Below are 25394 nucleotides of genomic sequence, written 5' to 3'. Positions count from 1 at the left end.
GTAACCGCCTAACCCCTAGAACCAACGCTGGCAGCTTGATACCACCGCGTTGCGACCCTAAAGAAGCGAACCCGAAAGGATAAGTAGGATGCTGCGCAGCAAACCCCAGACGAACCTGAATGCTCCACGTCGCGATGGCGAATTGTCGATGTTGCGGCTCAAGCCGCTGGCCCAGGCCATTGCCCTGCTGATGGTGGCTGGCAATGCCCACGCGGCGACGGCATTCAGTTCGGCCTGGTTTGCTGCCAAGGGCGCGTCCCAGGCCGGTGGCACGGGGCGGCCTACGACGGCTAAGCCAGGGATGCCGCCACCCCTGGCGCAACAGCAACGGGCCAATGCGCAGTTGCAGCGTTCGTTGACCAACCTGAATAACACCGTCGCCGCCATTGCGGCCCAGCAGGCGGCCCAGGCCGCGGGGCGCCAAGCCGCGCTCGGGCAGGTGCAGACCGTGCCCGACGGTTTGGGCGAGGGCGGGCTCAAGGTCGATAACAGCCTGACCCAGGGCTGGCTCAACGCCAAGGGACCGCAGCAGACCCAGGCTGGCGGCAAGACCACGGTGAAGATCGAGCAGACTGCCGACAAGGCGATTCTCAATTGGGAAACCTTCAACGTCGGGCGCAACACCACGGTGGACTTCCAGCAGCAATCAGACTGGGCCGTACTCAACCGGGTCAACGATCCCCAGGCGCGACCGAGCCAGATCCAGGGCCAGATCAAGGGCAATGGCACGGTGATGCTGGTCAACCGCAACGGCATCGTGTTCAGCGGCAGCAGCCAGGTCAACGTGCGCAACCTGGCGGCGGTGGCGGCGAATATCAGTGATGAGCAGTTCAGCAAGCGCGGCTTGTATATCGATGCCACTGGCAGCCAGCCGACCTTCACTGACGCGGCGGGCAAGGTCGAAGTGCAGCAGGGCGCACTGATAGAAACCCACCGCGCCGCCACCTCCACGGCCGGTGGCGGTTATGCCTTGCTGCTGGGTAGCGAAGTGGAGAACGCCGGCTCCATCATCACCGCCAAGGGCCAGACCACCCTGGCGGCGGGCGACAGCTTCTACATCCGACGCGGCCAGGGCACCAGCGGCAACCTGCGTTCCACCACCCGCGGCAACGAGGTTGCGACGTCCCTCAAGTCGGGCAGCAGCGCCGGCACGGTGATCAACAGCGGCCTGATCCAGGCCAGCACCGGCGACATCACCCTTACCGGGCACAATGTGCAGCAGAACGGCGTGGCGGTGGCGAGCAGTTCGGTGGACACCCGCGGCACCGTGCACTTGCTCAACGCCTTCAGCGACAGCACCGGCAGCGTGACCCTGGGGCAGGGCAGCGCCACGGCGGTGTTGCTCGACGCCGCGGGCGGCAGTGCCCTGGACAGCCAGCGCAATGCCGGACCGGCCGGCCTGGATGGCACGCCGAACAACCTGATCACCGGCCAGTTCAACAACCTCAGCAGCGTGGTCGACCGCACCGATCAGTCGCGGGTCGAGATCGTCAGTGGCGGCAGCGTCGACTTCCAGAATGGCTCCATCACCCTGGCCACCGGTGGCCAGGTTGCGGTCAGCGCCGCCGGTCGCAGCCTGGTGCGCGATGGTGCGGTGATCGATGTGTCCGGCGCCATCGGCGTCAAGGTGGCGATGGAATCCAACTCCATCAAGGTCAACGTGCAGGGCAACGAACAGCGCGACGCACCGGTGAACCGCGACGGTGGCAAGCTGACCAACAACGATGTCTGGGTAGACGTACGTGATTTGATCTACGTGCCGGCGGGCACCAACGGCTACGCCACCGACCGTTGGTACACCGCGGGTGGGCTGTTGGAAGTCGGCGGTTATTTGGGGACCCGAGGCCACAGCGCCGGTGAATGGGCTGCTCAAGGCGGCACCCTGACGTTCACCGGCAACGACGTGGTGACCCAGCAGGCGGCGCAACTGAACCTGTCCGGCGGTACCCTGGATGTGCAGAGCGGCTACCTGCGTCAGTCCTGGCTCAAGGGCCCCAATGGGCGTTTGTATGACTTGTCCAAGGCGCCGGGGGACATTCTCTATACCGGCATCTACAAAGGCTACGAAGACCACAGCCAGCGTTGGGGCCAGACTGATTACTACTACAACCCGTTGATCGCCCCGCGCGAGCGCTTTGAAGCCGGCTACACCGTCGGCCGTGATGCCGGCAAGCTGGTGGTGTCGACCCGCAACGCGGTGTTGGAAGGCCAGATTGTCGGTGAGGTCTATCAGGGCGAACGCCAGACCCAGGCACCCAATCTCAATCTCGACGGCTACCAGCAATCGCAAAACGCCGTGGCCCGACGGGCGCAATTGTGGGTGGGCAGCTACACGCCGATCTATGACAAGACCAGCGGTGTGATCAACAGCGCCTTGAACCCCACGCTCGATCAGATCACCGTCGGCAAAGTGGCCGACAAGATTGCTGCGGGCCTTGACCTGACCTCGGTGGTCGACACCGATCGGCAAGGCAAACTGGTTCTGGATAACGATCTGCTCAACGGCTTCCAGCTCGGTGCGGTCAAGGTGGCGGCGCTTGAGGGCATCAAGGTCGATGGCGCGCTCAAGGTAGCCGATGGCGGCGACATCACGTTTTATGCACCACAGGTCGAGGTGAATGCTGACCTGACGGCCCGCAGCGGTCGCATTGTGCTGGGTAACGTGCTTAAACAGGTCAGAACCGATAATTTCCAGATGGGCGATGTCGTGCTTTCGCCCGTCACCGGTCAGCGTGCTGTGGTCACGTTGGGCGAGGGCGTGACGTTGAACGCTGCTGGCCGCTGGAGCAATCTGTTGCTTGATGGCAACGACCGTCAGAACCTGCCGTTTATCAACGGCGGTGCCGTGGTCGTGCGCAGCGACAATATCGATGTGCGCCAGGGCAGCCTGATCGACGTCAGCTCCGGCGCCGCGGTCATGGCCGATGGCAAGACCCGCGGCGCTAAGGGCGGGGACCTGACCCTGACGGCGGTTATCAATACGTCGTCAGGCAGCGGCAACTTGAGCCTGGACGGTGAACTGCGCGGTACCGGAGTAAGCGGTGGCGGGACCTTGAAGCTGGCGGCCAATAAAGTGCTGATCGGCAACAGCGGCTCGCCGCTTGAACCGGGCACCTTGCAACTGAGTGGCGATTTTTTCGACAAGGGTTTCTCGGCTTATGACATCACTGGCAACGAAGGCCTGACCGTGGCCGACGGGACCCGGGTCGATGTGACGATGCCGGTGTACCGCTTTGGCAAGCAGGCGTTGAGCACCGGCAGCGGCGCAGAAGCGGCCGATGCGTTGCAGCGCTGGACGCCGGACCTGTACCAGGAAGACGCGATCAAAGGGGTTCTCACCCAGCGTCGCGGCGCGAGTTTGAGCCTCACTGCCGGCACCGAGAACGCCAGCGCCGCCGACATGGCCAGCACGGTGTTGAACCTGGGCAAGGGCAGTGTGATCAGCGTCGATCCGGGGCAGGGCATCGATGTGCGCAGCATCGGTCAACTGACCGCCAACGGTACCCTCAACGCCTGGGGCGGTCGGGTCAGTCTCACCGAGTTGAGCGTCGGCGATACGGTCCGCGATCAAGTCAATGCCCAAGGCCACGGTCATTCCATATGGCTGGGTGAACAATCACTGATCGATGTATCGAGCCGGGCCATAACAGCTCGGGACATGCGCGGTCAGACCTACGGCCTGGTGCGCGACGGCGGGCAGATTGTCATCGGCGGCCAGATCGATGCCGCGAAAGGATCGACTTCGGCGTCCGAATTGTTTGTGGTGGTGCGTGACGGTGCGCGTCTGCAAGCGGATGGCAGCCAGGCGACTCTGGATATTCCCGGCCAGGGACGCACGTCGGTGGCGAGCAATGGCGGCAGCATTTCCCTGGCGTCGGCCAATGGTCTGTACCTGGACGGTTCGTTCAGCGCCCGTTCGGGTGGAGCAGGGGCCGCAGGGGGTAGTTTGTCGGTAGCGCTGGAAACGCCCTATTACTTCAAGAGTGCTGTCAATGATCGGGTGTTGAAGGTGCGTGAACTGGTGCTGGCGCGCGCTGCCCAGGCCAGCCCACTGAGCGATACGGCTGAAACCTCGGCGGATTCGCTGGTCTATGGTCACGGGCGGCTAGGTGTCGATCAGGTCCAGGCCGGTGGTTTCGATAGCCTGTCCCTGTTAAGCAACGGCCTGATGAGCGTCGATGGCGACCTGTCGATGTCCCTCGGCCAAAGCCTGAGCCTGTACGCCCGCAGCTTTGGATTGAGTGCAACCGCGCCAGCCAATACCCGGGTCGAGCTCAATGCACCCCATGTGTTGCTGGCACTTGCGACAGGGCTGGCGACCACTCGACCGAGTTTTGACCCCTATACCCGGCCAGTGGTCGAGGGCGGCGGGGTGTCGCTATTGACGAACAAGGCGGTATTTTCCGTCAATGCGGACCTGCTGGATGTACAGGGCAGTGTGATATTTAGCGGCAAAGGCAAGCTGAGGCAGGCCGACGGCAATACCGTCGAGCTGGAACGCGCCGGTTTCGACCGGGTTCAGCTACGCAGTCGGGGGGATTTGCGATTCCTGGCAGGGCTCTCCAGTGGGGGAATGCCTACGGGCTTTACCGCCCAATTGCTGACCCCTTCGGACATGGTGTTGCAAGCGGCGCAGCTGTATCCGGCGACCGGGGTTGGAGCACGGGTGTTGGCGGGGTATACCGGTGCCAGTGCCCCTGTCTATGACCCGGAGCGCAGTCTGGTCATTGAGCGTACTACCCAGGTCACACCTGCAGTGCCTTATTCGGCATTTGGCCGCTTGCAACTGGGCAGTGCGAAGATTGAGCAGGGCGGGGTGGTACGGGCACCGTTGGGGTTGATTGAAGTCGGCATAAACGATGGCTTAGGTACCACTGATCGAGTGGAGCTGTTACCGGGCAGTCTGACTTCGGTCAGTGGCCTGGGCCTGGTCCTACCTTACGGCGGCACCGTCGACGGCCAGAGCTACGAGTACGCTGGCAAGAAGGTCGTGTTGCTGGGACAGGGGGCGACGCCCAACGACAACTCCGATTTGAACATCGGGGTGATTCTGGGCGGTCGATCTGTGGTGGCGCAAGAAGACGCGGTGCTCGATCTGTCCGGTGGCGGTGAGTTGCTCGGCGCAGGTTTCATCTCCGGCCGAGGCGGCTCCACCGATGCGCGCTTCAACCCGCTGGTACAAATCGGCGCCAATGGCGGTTTCACCTTGCCGGGGCTGTCCAGCAATCCGGTCTACGCCATCGTGCCGGGCAATCAGAGCCAATACGCGCCGGTCGCCCCCGAAGGTGGAGCAGTGGATCCCAGGGTAGGTCAGCAAATTACCATTGGCGCCGGTGTGCCAGGGCTCGCCGCCGGTACCTATACCCTGATGCCATCCACCTACGCCTTGCTGCCGGGAGCGTTCCGGGTCGAGGTCAACGGTTTGGCGGGACAAGGCTCCACTTCAAGCGCGCAACAGATGCGCAACGGTTCCTGGACCACCGCCGGCGTGCTGTCGGTGGCCAATACCGGGCAGCGCAACAGTTTGTCCAGCCAAGTCATCTTGACCTCGGGCGATGTGCTGCGTCGCTACTCGCAATACAACGAAACCAGCTACGCCCAGTTCGCCGTGGCCGACGCCGCGCGTTTGGGCGTTCCCAGGGCTTTGTTGCCAGTAGATGCCAAAATGTTGAAGTTGAACCTTGCAAAGGGCGCCGCAGATCAGGCTTTCTCCTTCAAGGGCATCGGTAAGTTCGCACCTCAGACTGGGGGGTACGGCGGAACCGTCGCGGTGGTCGCCAGCAATGGTACCGCGCTGGAGGTGGTCGCCGAAGGGCGGGGGGCTACGGCCGGCTTCGAGGGCGTAACCCTTAATGCCGAAAGCCTCAATGCGTTGAATGCCTCACGCCAAGTGATCGGCGGCCAGTTTTCGGTGCTCTATGGCCAGGGTGGTAACTACATCACGCCGCAACGGGTGTCCCGCAGTGTCGCGCTGCGTGAAGGTGCGACCCTGTCGGCGCCCGAGGTATTCCTGCTGGCCGACGGCGGCGAGCTGTTGGTGGAACAAGGCGCTGCCATCAACACCATCGGAAGGGGAAAGGCCGCGTACGATGCCCGTGATGGTTTTATCTATAACCTCAATGTGAAGTTCCAAAACTACAGCTTGCTGGCCGCCTCCAATGGCTTGCTCAATGTATTGGCCCCTCTGTCAGGCACCACCGGCACAGTCAACATCGGCGGATGCAGCCTGACGCCGTGCAGCGGCGTGACCCGCATTCACTCCGAAGGCAGCATCGTCGCTGCGTCCGGCAGCAGCCTGCAGCTTGACGACCAGGTGCGCTACGGCACCCGTCACCTGACCCTGGCCCTGAGCAACATCAACGTCGGCACCGCCCAGGCCCTGAGCAATGCGGCGACGCGGCAGGTCTTGCCCGCCGGCCTGACCCTGAGCCAGACCGTGCTCGATCGCCTGTTGCGTGGAGACACCGAATACGGCGCACCGGCCCTCGAGACCCTGGAACTGTCAGCCAGCCAGGCACTGAACTTCTATGGCACCGTCAGCCTCGACACCTATGACCCAACAACCGGCAAGTCACGCCTGAACAACCTGATGCTCAGCACTCCGGCCATTTATGGCGCCGGCAGCAACAATGACGTGGCGACCATCCGTACCGCCAACCTGATCTGGAACGGTGCCGTTGGCGCGCCGGGTTCGGTGATTGCCGGTGGGGCCGGCACCGGTGCCGGTCGCCTGGATATCCAGGCCCAACGCATCGAATTCGGCTATGGTGAGTTCGCCCAGCCGAGCTCTATCACTACCCTGGATCGTCTGGCGCTGGGCTTCGCCAACGTCAACCTCAGTGCCAGCGAGCGCCTGACCGCCAACCACAAAGGCAGCCTGGCGGTGTATCAAAGCCAGGGCGCCTATGACGCGAAAACGGGCTACGCCTACAGCGGCGGCAACCTGAATATCCTTACCCCGTTGCTGACCGGTGAAGCCGGCTCGGTTAACCGCATCACCGCAGGCGGCGCGGTCAACGTAGCGGGCACAAGCGCTAAGCCGGGCACTGTCTCCGGGCTTGGGGGCGAGTTGTCCATCAAAGGCGCGAGCCTGAACCTTGCCAGCGCGGTGATGCTGCCCAGCGGCAAGCTGACCCTGAGCGCAACGGATGACCTGACCCTGGCCGATGGGGCACTGATCGACGTGGCGGGCCGCACCGTCACCTTCAACGACGTGACACGCTACAGCGCCGGTGGCGAGGTGATCTTGCAAAGCCGCAACGGCAACATCCGCCAGGCGGAGGGTTCAAGCATCGACCTCTCGGCCCGTAACAACCAGGCTGGCCGGCTCAGTGCCGTGGCCCTGGACGAGGCCGCTGGGATCGTTGATTTGCAGGGTCGGATTCTCGGCAGCAGCACGGGCGAATATGACGCCGGGGGCACTGCCATGCCATATCTGGCCGGCGGCGTGGAGATCCAGGCCCAGCGCCTGGGCGGCAGCGGTAGCCTCAGCGAGCAGTTCGCGGCCTTGAACCAACGATTGAACGACGGGCAGGTGTTCGGTTCCCGTGGCTTCCAGCTCAAACAGGGCGACCTGGTGATCGGCAACGGACTCAAGGCCTCGACCATCAGCGTGTCGGTCGACAGCGGAAACCTGTTGGTCAATGGCAAGGTAGACGCCAGCGGCGAACGGGTCGGCAGCATCCGGCTCGCCGCCGGGCGCTCCCTGACGCTGGGCAGCAACGCGCTGCTCGATGCCCATGGCAATCGTCTGCGTGTAGATAGCTACGGCAAGATCATCGACTCACCGAACCGCGCCATGGTCGACCTGACCTCCCGCGCCGGTGTGCTGACCCTGGCCGACGGCGCACGCATCGATCTGCGCCATGGCACCGCAGCGCGGGCCGGACAATATGACGGTCGCGCCCGGGGCACGCTGGAACTCAACGCCCGCCGCAGCGGACCGGACGCCACCCACGGCGACGTTGCCATCGACGCCAGCGCAAACCTGGATATCCAGGGCGCTCGCTCGATTGCCGTCAACGGTATGTGGCAGTACAGCGATGCCGACTATGGCAGCGATCCGGCGGCCAGTGGCCGTCCTTATCAGGTCATCGACCAGGCCTACCTGGATGGCAAGCATCAGGACAGCCTCGCCTTCATCAACGCGGCCCTGGCCAACAGCGATTTGATGCAACGTAGACTCGCCGGTCTGAACAACGCCCGTTATGCCGATGCGTTCCACCTGCGGCCCGGTGTCGAGATCGTCAGCGCCACGGCCGACGGCGACCTGGTGGTGCAGGGTGACCTGGACCTGTCCCGTTATCGCTACGCCAGTGTGAACCCGCACACGCAGAAAACCGACCTATACGGTTCCGGCGAGGCCGGTGCGCTGACCCTGCGCGCCGGCGGCGACCTGAGCATCTACGGCAGTATCAACGACGGTTTCGCGCCACCTCCGCCCACGCAGGATGACAAAGGCTGGGTGCTGCTGCCCGGCATCGATTTCACCGGTGGCGACATCGTCGTTCCCGGTGCCGGCGTGACGCTGGCCGACGGTACGGCGTTCCCGGCGGGAACCACGCTCAACTACGACTTGCCGATCAAAGATGTGACCCTGGCTGCCGGCACCCGGTTGCCAGTGGCGGCGATCCTCGATCAACCCTTGGAACTGCCGGCCGGCACGGTGTTGGCGGCCGCAGTGCATGACGCTTCCGGCAACCTGCTGTTTGCCGCAGGCACGTTGCTGAGCCGCGCCCAAACACTTGAAGTCGGCACGCAGTTGGGTGCCGGCATTGTGCTGAACGATGCCACGGCGCTGCGCGGCTTCACTTGGCCGAAGGGGGTCGCGCTGCCCAACGTGGCAAACGCGGGCAATGCGCAGACCAATATCCTCAAGCTCGAAGGCAGCCTGGTCTTGAACCGCGGTTCACTGATTCCGTCAGGGACTGATGTGAAGTTGCCGGACGGTGTCGAATCAGTGCAGTTTCGTCCAGAGGTCGCGGGCAGCGACGGCCGGATGTGGGCAATCGCCCCGATGCTCGCTGAAGGCTCCCAGTCCTGGTCGCTGAGACTGGTCGCCGGGGCCGACACGACGGCTGCAGACAGCCGGATCGTCCGGCCTGAACCCGTCCATGGCGACTTGCGTCTCGCCGACAGCCACTACGGTATGTTCGGTGTGCTCGTGCCTGGAAAGGGCAGCCTGATATGGACCGAAGCGGGCGTAGAGGACATGTTGAACAACGGAATCACGGTAGAACTGGGCCAGCCTGTCGACGAAACCATCTTTCGCGATATTTTCGGTTACGAATCGGCCGAAGCTTTTTGTGCTGATTTTGGTGGCAATTGCACGCTCCAGGCTTCTTACAAATGGACCAAGTCAGCAGAGGATCAGCTGGCAAATTCAGGCTTCGAGGTCAAGGCCGGTGAGCTGATCAGCCAGGCCGCGGCGCAATTTTTCAAATTCGATTCAGTCCAGTCGTTTTGCGACGCAGTACCGGAAATTTGTACACCCGCTGACGGGGAATACAATCCGGTTGCCGGCAGTGTCCGTCCAAGTGTCCTCCGCACCGGCACCGGCGACCTGGAACTGCTGAGCGGTGGCAGCCTGCGCATGGATTCGTTGTTCGGGATCTATACCGCCGGCACCTCGTCGGCGCCGACGTTCCCGGGCGATCCCTACAACCAGCCCAAGGCCTTGGGCGGCAACGACACGGTGCTCAACGACGAGGATGGCAGCAATGAAAGGCTGGTCGATGGCGGCACTGAAAGTCTCTATCGCGCCTGGTATCCGGACGCGGGCGGTAACCTGTTGCTTAAGGTCGGCGGTGACCTCAGCGGTAATCTGACCGCGCCAGTCAACTCTAACGGGCGACCGAACCCTATCGACATGGGCCAGGATTCGGCCAATGTGGGCAATTGGCTCTGGCGCCAGGGCAATGGTGATTCAGCGAACAGCCAGCCGACCGCTTGGTGGATCAACTTCGGTAGCTATACCGCGTCGACGGTGTCGGGTGGCGCTGATCAAATGGCCGCTTTCACCGGATTCGGGACCTTGGGCGGCGGTGATCTGGATGTACAGGTGAAGGGTGACGCGGGGGTGTTGAACCAACTCGCCGGTAGCAACTTCAGTTCAAACATCAACGCTCGTAGCCAGGGGCTGCTGTTGGCGGTGGGCAGCACCGGGCGGGTAGGTGCCGATGGGAGTTTGCAATTGACCGGCGGTGGTGACCTCAACCTGCGCGTAGGCGGCGCCTTGAATCCCGATAGCGTGTTCGCCAACGGGCATCTCAACGGCGCGGTCATCAACCTGCGGGGGCTCGCGCAGATCGACAGCGGTGCCATCGGTCGAATTGACCTGCGCTATGGCAACGTTGCTTCGGCACAGTCTCCGGGGGAAACGCGTGCGTACGACTCCTTCAGAGCCACACGTAGCCGGCCAACAGGCGGGCTTACCCTGATGCCGGGCGATGCGACGTTTAATCTGACCACTTCGGGCGACCTGGTAGTGATGGACGTAGCAGACCCGGGCCGGGCGCCGATGATGAGTGTTTCGCCCTTCAAAAGTGGTGCGACCAACGGATCGGGGGTTAGTTGGTTTACGTTGTGGACCGCCAACACGGCAATTGATCTGTGGTCATCGGGGGGGAATCTGACGCCTGTGGTGCCAGAGGTCGAGACGGATCTGGCTGTGGTCTACCCATCGATCCTGAGGGCTGTGGCGGCCAACGGCAGTCTTTACTATGGCAAATCCTCGATATGGGATGGAACCGGCTACAACGGCAACAATCGCCCAGCCCTGCTGCTCGCTCCCGGCATCAACAGTGAGCTGCAATTCATGGCCGGCGATTCCATCTACGGCGGCGATATGTCGGTCAGTCGCTCCGGTGCCGCATCGACTGCCTTGGCGACGCCGTTGCGACCAGCCTTTGTCGGTATCGTCGATGGTTTCATCATAAAGGCCAGCAATCTCTCAGCCGATGGCAACCCCGCTCGCCCTGATGCGAAAATATTGCCTCTGTTTGCCTTCGACACCAGCAGCGCTTCCAGTGAATGGGCCCTCAATGTCGATCCTGCTCGCTTCTATGCGCTGGAAGGTGATTTGCTGGCAGTCGCCACTGGACGGTCAATGACATCGGCATCCGTTGGCAGGTGGCCGGGGCGAATCGCCTACGAAGGCGTCGGAGCTGTACGGATGATGGCTGGGCGAGACATCGTCAGTAGCGGGATTCCACTGGGCGGCTCGTTGAGCAATAACTCCGAAGCGGGAAATTACACCAGCGCCGGCAACCTCTTCATCCACAACAACCCCACCGACATCTCCATCGTCTCGGCCGGGCGCGACATCCTCTACAGCAGCTTCAACGTCGCCGGCCCCGGCCTGCTGGAGATCACCGCCGGGCGAAATATCCTGATGGACGACAAAGTCAGCATCACCAGCCTCGGCGCCGTGGTGCCAGGGGATTCGCGCCCTGGCGCGAGCCTGGTGCTGCAAGCCGGCGCGGGCCTCGACGGCGCGGATTACGATCGCTTCGTCAAGGCCTACCTGGACCCGGCGAACCAGGCCTTGGCCGGTGTGCCCCTGGCGAACCAGGACGGCAAGGTCGCCAAGACCTACGAGGCGGAACTGGTGGATTGGCTCAAGGAACGCTTCGGCTTCAGCGGTGACACCGAGCAGGCCCGCAGCTACTTCGCGGCGTTGCCGGCGGAGCAGCAGCGGGTGTTTGCCCGCGATGTGTACTTTGCTGAACTCAAGGCCGGTGGTCGTGAGTACAACGAAGTGGGCGGCGTGCGCCAGGGCAGCTACCTGCGCGGGCGGGAAGCTATCGATTTGTTGTTCCCAAGCAAGGATGTGGCGGGTAATGCGATCACCTACAAGGGCGACATCACCATGTTCGGCGGGGCCGGGGTGCACACCGATTTCGGCGGCAGTATCCAGATGCTCACCCCGGGCGGCGGGCAGACGTTCGGCATCGAGGGCAACGCGCCGCCGTCCACCGCCGGGGTCATCACCCAGGGCGAGGGCGATATCCAGTTGTATGCGCAGAACAGCATCCTGCTGGGGCAGAGCCGGATCATGACCACCTTCGGTGGCTCGATCCTCGGCTGGTCAGCCCAGGGCGATATCAACGCCGGTCGCGGTTCGAAGACCACCGTCGTCTACACGCCGCCCAAGCGTTTGTACGACACCTGGGGCAACGTGACCCTGTCGCCGTCGGTGCCGAGTACCGGTGCCGGTATCGCCACGCTCAACCCGATTGCCGAAGTGACGCCGGGCGACATCGATCTGATCGCGCCATTGGGCACCATCGATGCGGGCGAGGCGGGGATCCGGGTGTCGGGCAACGTCAATATCGCAGCATTGACCGTGGTGAACGCGGCCAACATCCAGACCCAGGGCAAATCCTCCGGTGTACCACTGGCGGCCACGGTGAACACCGGCGCCATCACTTCGGCCAGTTCGGCGGCGTCCTCGGCTACGCAAGCGGCTGAAGACGTGGCCCGTCAGCAACAGAACGCGGCACGGCAGAACCAGGCGTCGGTGTTTACCGTACAGGTGGTGAGTTTCGGCTCCGAGCAACTGGCCCCGTCCCGCGACGGCGCCAGCCGCGAAGCCCCCCGCGCCTACGACCCGGCCAGCCCGGTGCAGGTCCTGGGCGCGGGGCCTTTGGACGAACAGAACCGCCAGCGGCTGACCGAGGAGGAGCGGGGGCGGCTGAGTTTGTAAGAGACCGAGCTTGCAGTGAGGTTGGCTGTGCTGGCCTCATCGCGAGCAAGCTCCCTCGCCACAGGACCGTGTCGTACCCGGAACCATTATGGGAGCGAACTTGCTCGCGATGGCGGTTGTGAAGAGGTTACAGCCACCTTGGCGTGGTGAAGAACGAGGCCATTTCCGAGCGGGCCAGGGCGGCGCCGAAGTAGGGGCCTTGGACATGGTCGCAGGACACGTTGCGCAGTTGGCTGAATTGCCGCGCATTTTCGATGCCTTCGGCGGTGACCATCAGCCCTACGCTGCGGCTCAAGCGGATCATCGCCAGGACGCCTTCCTTGTCATCCTCCAGGCCTAGCTGCGTGAGGATGTTGCGGTCGAAGCGGATACCATCGAACGGCTGGTCCAGTACTTCACGCAGGGAGGCGATGCTGGTGCCGAACTTGTCGATGTTGATCCGCACGCCGAGGTCCTTGAGCGCATGGAGGGTGCTGGCGACGGTCTTGTGGTCGGCCAGCAGGACCCCTTCGGCCACTTCCAGGGTCAGCCGGTGGGGCGCCAGGCCGCTCGTTTCGAGGGCTTCTTGCACTTGGTTGATCAGGAAGCTGCTGTTGAACCAGCGGGGTGAAACCGCGATGGAGACACTGACGGCGCTCGGCCAGGTGGCGGCCTCTTCACAGACGTTGATCAACATCCAGGTGCCCAGTTCTTCAAGCTGGCCCGAGGTTTCGGCCACCGGCATGAAGTCGGCCCCGCCCAGTTCACCTTTCTCGGGGTGGTGCCAGAAGGTCTGGGCTTCGAAACCGTGCAGTTGTTCGGCGCTGACATCGAAGCGGGGCAGGTAACGCAGTTCCAACTGATCCCGTTGCATGGCATCGCGCAGTTGCTGCTCGTATTGCCGCCGGTCGCGGGCCAGGTTGCCCATGGCTTCCACATACACGCGCCAGGTGTTGCGGCCGGCTGCCTTGGCCGCATACAAGGCGATATCGGCGTGGCGCAACAGTTCATCGGCACGTTCGTCTCCGGGCTGCGACCAGGCAACGCCGATGCTCACCCCCAGGTACAGGGTATTGCCGTCCAGGTGCATGGGCCGTTGCATGCAGTCGATCAGTCGTGCACAGAGTTGATCGAGATCGTCGGCATCGCCGGGCTCGGGCATGACAATGACAAACTCATCACCGCCCAGACGCGCCACCAGATCGGTGCTGCGCACATTTTGCTGGAGGATATGCGCAACTTCCTTGAGCACCTTATCGCCCACGGCATGGCCCAGGGAGTCGTTGACCGGCTTGAATCGGTCCATGTCCAGGTTCAGCAGCGCCAGGGGCGGGCGATCGGCTCGGTCCAGGTGTTCGCGCAGGCAATCGAACAAGCGGTTGCGGTTGGCCAGCCCGGTCAGCGGATCATGCAGGGAAAGGTGCTTGATCTGGGCCAGTGCCCGCAATTCGTCGGTGATGTCGGTGGCGGTGCCGCGAAAACCCAGGGTGCCGGCTTCGATGGCCCGTACCGACAGTTTGCAAGTGCGGATGCGCTGGTTGCGCGCGGTGTACTCGCACAACAGCGGCGCCGAGCAGACGCTGTTGGCACCGCCGAGCAGCCATTGGGCAATCGAGATCGAGCCGCCATGGGGGTGAAGCAGCCGGTGCAGAGGTTTGCCCAGCCATTCCGTGGGGCTGAAGCCGGTCACTTGTTCGAAGCGCTCCGACAGGTAAGTCAGCGTCCCGGTCGCATCGACCTCCCACAACCAGTCGGAAGACACTTCGGCGATGTCGCGGAAACGCTCTTCACTGCGTTCCAATGCCTTGCGGTGGGCCAGCAGGCTGGCGTATTGGCTTTCCTGGGCACGCAGCATCATCAAGGCATGGCGCAGAACGGCCAGCGCCAGAATCCCCAGCACCAGTAACGCCACGGCCAGCAACGGCAGGAGGAATTTTCGCAGGTCCTGGCCCGGGGTTTGCGGCCGCCAGGCCAAGGCTTCCAGGGTCAGTTCGTCGAGCAGCAGTTGGGCGGTATCGGCTGGGCCCGGTGTCCTGGCAATATGCGCATCGGGCAGGGCGAAGTCCCGCGCCAGGTTTTCCAGGGCTCCGGGATCAAGGACCTTGACGAAGAGCATCAGGCTGGGCGGGCCGGGGATTTCGGGCACGCTGTTGTCCGTGCCAATGGTGATGGCGGACGCGGCGACAAACGCCGGGGCGTCCTCGTGATGGAGCATCTCGACGATGACTTCGTCGTGGTTTTGCGCGGCACTGGCTTTTTTGCGCAGCGCTCGCAGGTCACCGGCCAGCCAAGTGTCGGCATCGACCTCGCTCATCTGGCCATCGATCACCGAATAGACGGTCTGGCCGGTTGGCGAAATGACAAACACGGCCTGGTAGCCATAGAGCGAAAACACGCTGCTGCCGACGTTTTCCTGGTCATAGGCCCATTCCTTGTCCATGTCGACATGCAGGTGCCGGTAGGCGTCGCTCCACTTGGAGTAGTCGCTCAGGTCCCGTCCGATCCCCGTGCGGATCCCCTCGATGGCCCGTTGGGCGAAAAACAGGCTTTGTTCACGGGCGCGGCGGTCCTGGGCACCGGTGATGTTGAGCAGCACGGCAATCGCCAGTGCAGACATGACAAACAGCAGGAGCATGATGGCCGGGAACGTGCGGCGGGTGAAACTTCGGGTTGGCGAGCCCGGGGAAAGCACGGTCGAGTCGTTGCCAGCAATTTCAATCATAAAAATAAGTCATCAGCCAAAAAGCGATTTCACCCGCACCTGTCTTATATCGGCTGTCTGGCTGATTTACTTAGGCGTGTTAACGAAGGGGCCGACAGGCTGCATTGTCGTGCCTCACTCTTTATTCGTGCGCTGGCCCGGCAGCAGTGCGCCCAAGACCTGCTTGGCGGTCTGCACCACGATGCCTCGTTCGTTCGGGTCGCCCTGGAGCAGGGTCGAGGCAAATTTTTTCGCCTGTTCCAGCTTGATGTGCGGCGGCAGCGGTGGCACGTCGGGGTCGGTGCGAAATTCGATCAGCACCGGACGGTCCGCCGCCAGCGCGGTTTCCCAGGCGGTGGCCACGTCGTCCTCGTGCAGCACCAGGATGCCCTTCAAGCCAATGGATTCGGCGAACAGGTGGTAGGGCACGTCGGGAATGTCCTGGGAGGCTGCGAATTTTGGATCGCCCTCCATTACCCGTTGTTCCCACGTCACCTGGTTCAAATCCCGATTGTTGAACACCGCACAGATCCAGCTGCCGTTGGCCCAGGTGCGCCAGTATTTGGCGACGGTGATCAGCTCGGCCATGTTGTTCATCTGCATGGCGCCATCGCCCACCAGGGCGATCACCGGCCGTTCTGGGTGACAGAACTTCGCCGCGATGGCGTAGGGCACGGCGGCGCCCATCGACGCCAGGCCGCCGGACAGCGAACACATCATGCCGCGCCGGATCTTCAGGTCGCGGGCGAACCAATTGGCACAGGAGCCGGAATCGCAGGTGATGATGGCGCGCTCCGGCAGCCGGGGCGACAGTTCGAAGGTGACTCGCTGCGGATTGATCGGCTTGGCGGCTACCAAGGCGCGTTTTTCCAGGGTCCGCTCCCAGCGTTCGCGCCAATGTTCGATTTTCTTGCGCCAGGCGCGGTCGGTTTTTTCTTCGATCAGCGGCAGCAGGGCGCGCAAAGTATCGACGCTGTCGCCGTGCAGGCTGACTTCCATGGGATAACGCAGGCTGAGCATGTCCGCCTGAATGTCGATCTGCACGCCGCGGGCCTGGCCTTCAGGGGGCAGGAATTCTGCGTAGGGGAAGCCGGAGCCGATCATCAGCAGCGTGTCGCAGCCGGCCATGAGGTTGTCGCTGGGCTCGGTGCCAAGCAGGCCGATGGTGCCGGTGACCCAGGGCAGGTCATCCGGTACGGCGGCCTTGCCCAGCAGTGCCTTGGCCACCCCGGCGCCGAGCTTCTCGGCGATGGCGATCACTTCGTCGGTGGCATGCAGCGCACCGGCACCGACCAAAATGGCGACTTTCTTGCCGGCATTGAGGACCTCGGCGGCCTTGCGCAGGTCCTCTTCGTAGGGGACGACGCTGGGCTTGCGGTAACCGACGCCGGAGTGAACCGTACCGTGCTTGTGGCGTGGCGCGGTGTATTCCATGTCCTGGAGATCGTTTGGCAGGATCAACGCCGTGACCCGGCGCTCGCCTATCGCCGTGCGTACGGCGCGGTCCAGCAGGTGGCGCACCTGGGCAGGCACACTGGCCTGCTGCACGAATGCCCCGGCCACGTCCTTGAACAGGCTGACCAGGTCCAGTTCCTGCTGGTAATGCCCGCCCAGCGCGGCGCGCGCCTGCTGGCCGCTGATGGCGAGCACGGGCATGTGGTCCATCCGCGCGTCGTAGAGGCCGGTCACCAAGTGCGATGCGCCGGGCCCGGAGGTGGCGATGCAGACGCCCAGCTCGCCGGTGAACTTGGCGTGGGCGCAAGCCATGAATGCGGCCATTTCCTCGTGGCGGGCCTGGATAAAGCGGATTTTTCCCTGGGCGCGGTTCAAGGCGCCAAAGACGCCGTTGATGCCATCGCCCGGATAGCCATAGATACGGCGAACGCCCCATTCGTAAAGACGTTCCACCAGAAAATCACCGACGGTCATGCTCATGCCTGTCCCTCGTTTCAGGCCGCCGTCGCTTGGCGCGACGTGCAGCGGTTGACGTTCATACAGGACTTGACCGGTGCAGGCCGTCCAAGGTTTCGATTTTTTCAACGCCAAGGCCCTGTGCAGGCGCTATGTACGAGCTGTGCAGGAGCTGTGTAGGAGCTGTCGAGCGAAGCGAGGCTGCGATCTTTCCACTGCCAATTGAGTCCAGAGCGAAAGATCAAAAGATCGCAGCCTCGCTTCGCTCGACAGCTCCTACAGACCAGTCGCGTGTTTCAGTCGTTGACGGCGCTGGGTGGCCTGGGCCAGCTTGCCCAGCAGGCGGATGGCGGTGGCGGCGCAGATCAGGCCGAAGGGCAGCACATACCAGGCGCTCATGGGGATGCGTTTGAAATTGGAGTAGGCAAAGATCGCCGCCAGCACCCACATGCCGGTGACATGCAGGCGCTTCCAGGCCTTGAAACCGATCAGGCGCGTGGTGCTTTTGAAAGAGGTCAGTGCCAGCAGCAGGATGAACACGTAGCCTACGGTGCCAGGCACGTTGCCAAGGGTGGTGCGGCCCGGCCAGAACTCGGGATTGAGCTGGCCGTAGCTATAGATCAGCACAGCGTGGACCAGATGGGAAAACGCAAAGGCCAGCCCGATGAAGCGCCGTTCGCGCACCAGGGACCGGCTCAGGGGCGAGGGCACCAGCACCGCGAATGCCGAGGCGGTGAAGGCCAGAAGGAACAAGGCAAAAGATGAGCGAGCCGTGGCGCGAATGGCACTGCGCACGCCTTCGGTCAGGTCCGGATTGAGCACCAGGATCAACCCGGTCATCAACAGCACCAGGGCGGCGAGCAGGCTGAACAGTGACCAGCCCTGATAACGAACGGGGGATGCAGTTGCGGTAGGCATGTAAAGGCTCCTTGGGTGTCGAGGCCCGGTGCTGATAGTCGCCGGGATACGAGCAGTCTTTCAAGCCGGTGTAGGCGGGGTATGTCCGCAACGCAGCATTGTGCAAGTTTGTGTATGCCGATCATCCGCAGACGCACTGGCATACAAACCGAAGCCCGGCCTCATGCCAAACCCCTGTGGGAGCTAGTTCGCGATGGCATCAGGTCAGTTGAACAGGTGCTGGCAGATGCACCGCTATCGCGAGCAAGCTTTGCTCCCACAGAACTGATGGGTGTACGACCGGGAGAGCCAGGTCGGCTGTCAGGCGCGCCTCGCGAGCAAGCTTTGCTCCCACAGAACTGATGGGTGTACGACTGGAGAGCCAGGTCGGCTGCCAGGCCGCCTCGCGGTGGACGTTGATCTCGGCGCCCCGTTAACCACGCTGGCCGAACGCAGGCACCGAGTGGTGGGGCAGAAGCGTTTTGCTTGCTTTTGACTGGGCCGGCTTCCGGGCTCTTCAAAAGTGAGCCGCCGTCAGGGCGGAACCCTAAGTAGCCGTTACCGCAGCAATGGATATGTACCCAGTCAAAAAAAAAGGCCAGCTCTCAGGCCGCTATCGCGAGCAAGCTCCCCACAGAGGCTATGTCAGCTCGCGAATGCCAACCGCAACTCGGCGCACAGGCCGCCGCCGTCGCGGTTGCTCAGGGTCAATGAGCCGCCCATGGCGATCGCCAGTTGCTGGGCGATGGCCAAGCCCAGGCCGGTGCCGCCGGTTTCCCGGTTGCGTGAACTTTCCACGCGGTAGAACGGCTTGAGCACTTCGGCCAGTTCCTGCTCGCTGATCCCGGGGCCGCGGTCCAGTACCTGGATCGCCAATTGCCCGTTATCGGCGAGCTGCACATGGATTTGCGCCGCGCCGCCGAACTTCAAGGCGTTGTCCACCAGATTGACCAGCACCCGCCGCAAGGCATGGGGGCGGGTGTCGATGACGGCGGCGTTTTTTCCGGACAATTGCACGTCCTTGCCCGTGTCCTGGTAGTCGAACGCCAGGCTGTCGAGGAACGCATCCAGGCTGATCCGGCAGCTGGCCTCGGTGGCGCCGTGGATGCTGCGGGCATAGGCCACACCTTCACGCACCAGGTGCTCCATTTCGCTCAAGTCGCTCCACAGCTTGTCCTTCTCGATCCCCTCGTCCATGAACTCGGCGCGCAGCTTCATGCGCGTGATGGGCGTCTGCAAGTCATGGGAAATCGCCGCCAGCAACTGCATGCGCTCCTTGAGGTAGGCCGCGATGCGGTCCTGCATGGCGTTGAATGCTTTGGCTGCATGCACCACTTCGGTCGGGCCTTTCTCGTCCAGGCGCACGCTATGGGCGTTCGGGTCGAGGGTTTCCACCGCCTGGGCCAGCCGGGTCAGTGGGCCGACGGCGAGGCGCACGGCCAGCCAGGTGCAGCCGATCAACAGCGCCAACTGCCCCAGCAACACCATCGGCAGCCACGGCGAGAGGGGAGTCATCGCCGGACGTACATCGATGGTCAGTGGGCTGCCATCGCCCAGGCGCAGGTGCGCCTGATAGTGCATTTTCGGCCCGGGAATCTGCTTGAACGTCAGGCCATAGGCCTGGCCGATGGCTTCCTGGATCGAACTGACCGAAATCGGCGCGTCGGCAAGATCCATCGGTTGCCCAGGCTGGCCTTCGTCGAGCAGGTAGCCATAGTTGCGTCGGGCGAGTTTGGGCAGCCAGGCCTGGCGTTCGGCGGCAGGCAGGCGGTCGAGAATGGCGACCGAGGTCGAGACATCGGTTTCCAGGGTGCCGAGCATGGTCGACTTGGCGCTCTGGTAACGCTCGTAGTACTGGGCGCCGAAGGACAGGCCCTGGGCCAGGATCAGGCCGATCAGGAAGATCAGCGACAACCTCGAGGCCAATGTACGCGGCCAGCGCAGCGGCAGGCTCATACCGAGGCCTCGAGGATCTCCACCGGCAGCGAGAACACGTAGCCTTCGCTGCGCACGGTCTTGATGTACGCCGGCTCGCGGGCATCATCGAGCAGGCGCTGGCGCAGGCGGCTGACCAGCAGGTCGATGGAGCGATCGAACAGGTCGGCGTCCCGGCCTTGAGTCAGGTTAAGCAACTGGTCGCGGTTGAGCACCCGTTGTGGATGGTCGAGGAATACCCGTAACAAACGATACTCGGCACCACTCAAGGCAACCATGGTGCCGTCGGTGTCCAGCAGGTGGCGGGCGGTGGTGTCCAGGCGCCAGCGTCCGAACGCCAGCAGGCGACCGCTCTCGGTAACCACCAGGTTAGGCGGCAGCATGCGGGTGCGGCGCAGCACGGCGTTGATGCGCGCCAGCAGCTCACGGGCGGCGAAGGGCTTGACCAGGTAATCGTCGGCGCCCATTTCCAGGCCGATGATGCGGTCGGTTTCGTCGTTGCGCGCGGTGAGCATCAGTACCGGCGTGGCCTTGTGCTTGCCGGCACGCAATTCCCGGCACAGCACCAGGCCGTCGTCGCCGGGCATCATGATGTCCAGCACGATCAGGTCCACCGGGGTGGTTTCCAGGAAGGCGCGCATTTGCCGGCCATCGGCAACGACAGTGGTGCGCAGGCCATTCTTTTTCAGGTAGTTGCCAACCAGCTCTCTGATCTCGCGATCGTCATCCACTATCAACACGTGATCGACATGATCCATGGTGTCCAGCTCCTCGGCGTTTCGTTGTGAGCAGTCTACAGGCGCCGGCCGGCCCGGCTCGCGGCGGTTTGTATTGCAGTGTATCTGGCGCGCGACGGATACACAGCGATGCAAAAAGCCACCTGGCTCGATACAGGCGCGATACCTGCGCGGCATTCAATGGCGTCCATCGAGGCAACACGACAGGCCTCGGCAGATAAACCCATTGAATCGAGGAATCGCCATGAACAGCAAAGCCATCTACGCCGCCTGCCTTTTCGCTGCACTGAACATTTGCACGCTGTCGGCCCGGGCCGAAAGCACCGTGCAGGCACAGACCTACACCTACGGCACCCACCTGGACATCCAGAAGGTGCTGTCCCTTAGCGAAGACGCCAACCCTGTCTGCGGTGTGGTGAATGCCCAGATGACCTACCTGGATTCGGCAGGCCACAAGCAGGCGCTGGACTACCGCAAGCTTTCCGATAACTGCAATGACGGTAACTGAGTCGCCGTGGAAGCCAACTTGTGACAGTAAACCTGTGGGAGCAAAGCTTGCTCGCGATAAACGATGACGCGGTGATTGCCAGAAATCGAGGCGTCTGCATCGCGAGCAAGCTTTGCTCCCACAGAGGCGCTGCCCGATTGGGTGTGTTCTGTCTATCTACCTACCATTGAGGTGTTGCCATGCTTCTGATCGCTTTTCTCGGCGGGATTCTGACGATCCTCAGCCCCTGTATTCTTCCCGTGGTGCCGTTTCTGTTCGCCCGGGCCGATCGCTCCCGTGGCTCGGTGCTGCTGACCCTTGGCGGCATGGTGCTGACGTTTGCCCTGGTCTCCAGCCTGGCAGTGGTCAGCAGCGAGTGGGTGCTGCGTGCCAGCAGTGTTGGCCGGCAAGTCGCCTTGGTGGTGATGGTGGTGTTTGCCTTGTCACTGATTTTCAGTCGGGTCGGCATCTGGTTGGCGCGGCCACTGGTCAGCCTGGGCAATCGCCTGGACGCCGGCGCCGGGCGGATGGCCGGGCCTGTTGCGTCGGTGCTGATCGGGGTCGCCACCGGGCTGCTCTGGGCACCGTGCGCCGGACCGATACTTGGGGTGATCCTGACCGGGGCCATGCTGCAAGGCGCCAGTGCACAAACCAGCCTGCTGTTGCTCGCCTACGGCCTGGGCAGCGCCTTGTCCCTGGGGACGCTGATCCTGGCCGGGCGCGGACTGGTCGGGCGCCTGAAACTCTCGCTGCCGATCACCACCTGGCTGCGCCGGGGAACGGGAGCGGTGGTGTTGCTGGCGGCCGTGGCGATTGGCACCGGGGCGGATGACCGCTTGTTGGCGGCGACTTCCTCCCAACAATCGGCCACCCTGGAAAAAAGCCTGCTGGAGAACGTGCCCAAGGCCATCGACTATGTGGTGAGCAAAGCCGGCGCCAGTTCCATGCCGGCCCTCCAGTCCCAGGGCGCCATGCCTGCGCTGGACGGCGCGGTGCAGTGGTTGAACTCACCCCCGCTGAGCAGCGAGTCACTCAAGGGCAAGGTGGTGCTGGTGGACTTCTGGACCTACGACTGCATCAACTGCCAGCACACCTTGCCCTATGTGAACGGTTGGGCGAAGAAGTATGAAAAGGACGGGCTGGTGGTAATCGGTGTCCACACCCCGGAGTACGGCTACGAGAAGATCATCGACAACGTCCGCGAGCAGGTGCGCAAGCTGGACATCCACTACCCGGTGGCGATCGACAATCAGTATGCGATCTGGCGTGCTTTCAACAATCAGTACTGGCCGGCCCATTACTTCATCGATGCCAAGGGGCAGGTGCGCTACAGCCATTTTGGCGAAGGACGCTATGGCGAGCAGGAGCAGGTGATCCAGCAGTTGTTGCAGGAGGCGAAGGCGGGCCAATAACTCATGGCGAGGGGCTTGCTTGTGGTGGGCCCTGTAGGAGCTGGCGAAGCCTGCGATCTTTTGATCTTTGATCTTTTGATCTTTGATCTTTGATCTTTTGATCTTTCGCTTGGGATTCAAGTGTCTGGGGAAAGATCGCAGCCTCGTTGCACTCGACAGCTCCTACACGGCTCCTACACAGTTCCGGCATAGTTCCGGCATAGTTCCTACGCGGCTCCTACGCAACTTCAGCGGACTCGGAGGGAGTAGGGCTTGTGCAAAATGCTGGCCCCTTGCTCATTTACATAAGGTCAAACTTCTTTCTTTTCAGAAAGTTGGGCGACAAACCTATGCGTATTTCTATGTGGGTCGTGGCGACGTTTCTCTTGTTCGCCGTCTCGCTTGAGGCCCAGGCCAGGGCGCTGACGCAAAACCAGAAGTCGGTGTGCCGCTGGGGTTCGGACATCGCGGCAGGGGCGCAGGCGTCGAAGCTTTCCGGCGTAAGCCTGTATGGCGCGCGCAAGAGGCTGCAAGTGCGCAAGTTTCCTCGGCCCTGGATGCGCATGACCGCCCTGGGCATTACCGAGCAGACCTACAACAGCGCCTCGCGTCTCAAGCCGGTCGCGGTCAAGCAGACTTACTACGAACAATGTGTCCGTCATGAATTGGCGCGCCGATAGGCCTTCAGGCCGGGCTGCGGCCAGGCATTTCGATGCCATGCAGGTTTACCCGTCGATACAGGGTTGCCCGGGAAATGCCCAGGGCCCGGGCGGCGGCGGTGGGTTTCCAGCGGTGGCGCACCAAGGCATCGAGCAGTGCCTGGCGTTCCGGGCTGGCGCTTGGCTCCGGCCCGTGATCGGCGGCGTCCTTGCGGTGCATTGACTCGGGCAGGTGACTGAGCTGGACCACACTGGCTTCGCACACCGCGCACGCATAACGCAGCACATGGCGCAGTTGGCGGACATTGCCCGGCCAGTGATAACCGAGCAGGCATTCCAGGGCCGCGCTGCTCAATTGCACGGTTGTCCCGCACAGCGCCGACTCCTCGGCCAGAATTCGATTGATCAACGCCAGTCGGTCGCTGCGTTCGCGCAACGGTGGCAGTTGGAAGCGCGCGCCGCCCAGGCGGAAATACAAATCCTCGCGAAACTCGCCGGCGGCCACCAGTGTCTCCAGGTCGCGGTGGGTGGCGCAGATCACCTGGATGTCCACGGCCTTGCGCCGGGACGCGCCCAGCGGCGCCACTTCACCCTCGGCCAAGACGCGCAGCAGGCGGGTCTGCAAGGCCAGCGGCATGTCGCCGATTTCATCCAGGAACAAGGTGCCGCCATCGGCCTGTTGCAACAGGCCCTGCATGCCTTTGGCCGAGGCGCCGGTGAAGGCGCCGGCGACGTAGCCGAACAATTCGCTCTCGATCAGGCTTTCGGGAATCGCGGCGCAGTTCAATGCCACGAAAGGGCGATCACGGCGCTGGCTGGCCTGGTGCAACTGACGGGCGAACACTTCCTTGCCGGAGCCGGTTTCGCCCTGGATCAGCACCGGCAGGTTGCGATCCTTGACCCGCACCGCCAGGCGCAGGCTGTCGGCCAGGCGTGGATCGATTTCCAACGGGGTCATCGCCACCCGCGCACGTGAACCGGCCCGCTGGCGTGGCGCGCTCAAGCGCCCGTGCATGGCGTGATCGAGCGAGCAGAGGCTTTCGTCCCGGGCACGGTGCAGCAACTGCTGGTCGAACACCTGGCCGATGTGTTGCGGCAACTGCCCGTAATGTTGCAGCAGGTACTGGCGGGCGGCCGGGTTCAAGGCTTGCAGGCAACCGTCGTCGTCCCAGGCGAACAGGAAGTCCGGCTGGCTGTCGACGTAGCCGGCGTTGCGATGGGCCCGCAGTACCCAGTAGCCCTGGGCGCTGCTCATGAAAAACGCCTGTTCGATCTCCCGGGCGCTCTGCACCACCATTTGCCGGATCAGGTGCTGCGAGCGCCGATCATCCGGCGAGCGCACCGCCGAGACGTCCAGCACCCCGAGCAATTCACCCTGGGGGTCGAAGACCGGCGCGGCGGAGCAGGTCAGGCCAATGAACGCCGCCCGGAAATGGTCGCGCTTGTGCACCGTCACCGGGGCCTTGGCCGTGAGCACCGCCGCCACGCCGCAGGTGCCTTCTTCGCCCTCCGACCAACAGGTGCCCAGGTACAAACCGGCCTTGCGGCAGTCATTGCGAATCGTGGTTTCCACCCGGTAGTCGATGGTCTGGCCCTGGGCGTCGGTCAGTAGCACGCAGTAGTCGGCATCGCGGACCCGGCCATGCAGGCGCGCCACTTCTTCGCTGGCGATATTGAGGAACAGCTCGGAGCGCTCGCGGCATTGCTTGAGCACGTCCTGGGACAGGATGCGCGGGCCCTGCAGCGAACCGGGATCCAGGTGATGTTGCTCCATGGACCGGCGCCAGGAGTCGAGGATCAGGTCCGGGACGGGCAGTTGTGGCAATTGGTTCGCGTTTTTCACCACGCGACTGACGCAATCCACGTGCGCCCGGGAGTGAGCGGAAAGCATAGGGGCCTCCGATTCAGCTTCTTATCGTTGTGCGCACATTAAGCGCCGTTCGCCGGGTGCAGACAAGCTCGACGGGTTCTACGGGCGGTGTGAGACGCCA

The 25394-nt window shown here is 63.2% G+C and carries 10 protein-coding genes; 4 read left to right on the top strand and 6 right to left on the bottom strand.

Annotated elements, in window-relative coordinates; translation table 11 throughout:
• The first annotated feature begins 88 nt into the window (after positions 1 to 88).
• On the top strand, positions 89 to 12706 hold the full coding sequence (locus AC09SL_RS08235; protein ID WP_064106919.1) for a filamentous hemagglutinin family protein: 12618 nt from the start codon (positions 89 to 91) through the stop codon (positions 12704 to 12706).
• Between the two features lie 127 nt (positions 12707 to 12833).
• Here the strand turns inward: AC09SL_RS08235 and AC09SL_RS08230 are convergent, their stop codons facing one another.
• The 5 genes from AC09SL_RS08230 to AC09SL_RS08210 all read right to left on the bottom strand — a co-directional run bounded on the left by AC09SL_RS08230 (position 12834) and on the right by AC09SL_RS08210 (position 20887).
• Positions 12834 to 15407 (bottom strand): bifunctional diguanylate cyclase/phosphodiesterase, encoded by a 2574-nt coding sequence (locus tag AC09SL_RS08230; RefSeq protein ID WP_058545558.1) that lies wholly within the window; start codon positions 15405 to 15407, stop codon positions 12834 to 12836.
• A 114-nt stretch (positions 15408 to 15521) separates the two neighbouring features.
• Positions 15522 to 17321 (bottom strand): thiamine pyrophosphate-requiring protein, encoded by a 1800-nt coding sequence (locus tag AC09SL_RS08225; RefSeq protein ID WP_058545557.1) that lies wholly within the window; start codon positions 17319 to 17321, stop codon positions 15522 to 15524.
• 252 nt (positions 17322 to 17573) lie between these two features.
• A complete protein-coding gene (locus AC09SL_RS08220; RefSeq protein WP_058545556.1) occupies positions 17574 to 18215 on the bottom strand; it encodes a ferric reductase-like transmembrane domain-containing protein in 642 nt (213 codons plus the stop codon).
• Positions 18216 to 18839: 624 nt separating this feature from the next.
• Positions 18840 to 20150, bottom strand: a complete 1311-nt coding sequence (locus AC09SL_RS08215) for an ATP-binding protein (RefSeq protein ID WP_058545555.1) — start codon at positions 20148 to 20150, stop codon at positions 18840 to 18842.
• Complete coding sequence (locus tag AC09SL_RS08210) at positions 20147 to 20887, bottom strand: response regulator (RefSeq protein WP_003202589.1); 741 nt, start codon at positions 20885 to 20887, stop codon at positions 20147 to 20149. Before AC09SL_RS08210 ends, AC09SL_RS08215 begins: the two co-directional genes overlap by 4 nt.
• Positions 20888 to 21110: 223 nt before the next feature.
• Here AC09SL_RS08210 and AC09SL_RS08205 point away from each other — a divergent pair, with 223 nt between their 5' ends.
• The 3 genes from AC09SL_RS08205 (at position 21111) to AC09SL_RS08195 (ending at position 23424) form a co-directional block, all read left to right on the top strand.
• Positions 21111 to 21374: a DUF2790 domain-containing protein gene (locus AC09SL_RS08205; RefSeq protein WP_058545554.1), complete on the top strand. Its 264-nt coding sequence runs from the start codon at positions 21111 to 21113 to the stop codon at positions 21372 to 21374.
• 179 nt (positions 21375 to 21553) lie between these two features.
• Positions 21554 to 22765, top strand: a complete 1212-nt coding sequence (locus tag AC09SL_RS08200; protein ID WP_058545553.1) for a cytochrome c biogenesis protein DipZ — start codon at positions 21554 to 21556, stop codon at positions 22763 to 22765.
• A 329-nt stretch (positions 22766 to 23094) separates the two neighbouring features.
• Positions 23095 to 23424 (top strand): hypothetical protein, encoded by a 330-nt coding sequence (locus tag AC09SL_RS08195; protein ID WP_058545568.1) that lies wholly within the window; start codon positions 23095 to 23097, stop codon positions 23422 to 23424.
• A 4-nt stretch (positions 23425 to 23428) separates the two neighbouring features.
• Here the strand turns inward: AC09SL_RS08195 and AC09SL_RS08190 are convergent, their stop codons facing one another.
• Positions 23429 to 25294 carry a sigma-54-dependent Fis family transcriptional regulator gene (locus tag AC09SL_RS08190; RefSeq protein WP_058545552.1) on the bottom strand — a complete coding sequence of 622 codons (1866 nt, stop codon included), beginning with the start codon at positions 25292 to 25294 and terminating at the stop codon, positions 23429 to 23431.
• Positions 25295 to 25394 lie beyond the last annotated feature (100 nt).

The sequence above is a fragment of the Pseudomonas sp. PF05 genome (assembly GCF_056521845.1).
Note: the sequence above shows the minus strand (reverse complement) of the source record. Positions and strands in the feature narration are given on the sequence as shown.

Bases quoted from the DNA above. Each gene is read 5' to 3' on its own strand.
- AC09SL_RS08235 (WP_064106919.1), top strand. From the start codon at position 89: ATGCTGCGCAGCAAACCCCAGACGAACCTGAATGCTCCACGTCGCGAT.
- AC09SL_RS08225 (WP_058545557.1), bottom strand. From the start codon at position 17,321: ATGAGCATGACCGTCGGTGATTTTCTGGTGGAACGTCTTTACGAATGG.
- AC09SL_RS08195 (WP_058545568.1), top strand. From the start codon at position 23,095: ATGCGTATTTCTATGTGGGTCGTGGCGACGTTTCTCTTGTTCGCCGTC.
- AC09SL_RS08205 (WP_058545554.1), top strand. From the start codon at position 21,111: ATGAACAGCAAAGCCATCTACGCCGCCTGCCTTTTCGCTGCACTGAAC.
- AC09SL_RS08210 (WP_003202589.1), bottom strand. From the start codon at position 20,887: ATGGATCATGTCGATCACGTGTTGATAGTGGATGACGATCGCGAGATC.
- AC09SL_RS08215 (WP_058545555.1), bottom strand. From the start codon at position 20,150: ATGAGCCTGCCGCTGCGCTGGCCGCGTACATTGGCCTCGAGGTTGTCG.
- AC09SL_RS08230 (WP_058545558.1), bottom strand. From the start codon at position 15,407: ATGATTGAAATTGCTGGCAACGACTCGACCGTGCTTTCCCCGGGCTCG.
- AC09SL_RS08190 (WP_058545552.1), bottom strand. From the start codon at position 25,294: ATGCTTTCCGCTCACTCCCGGGCGCACGTGGATTGCGTCAGTCGCGTG.
- AC09SL_RS08200 (WP_058545553.1), top strand. From the start codon at position 21,554: ATGCTTCTGATCGCTTTTCTCGGCGGGATTCTGACGATCCTCAGCCCC.
- AC09SL_RS08220 (WP_058545556.1), bottom strand. From the start codon at position 18,215: ATGCCTACCGCAACTGCATCCCCCGTTCGTTATCAGGGCTGGTCACTG.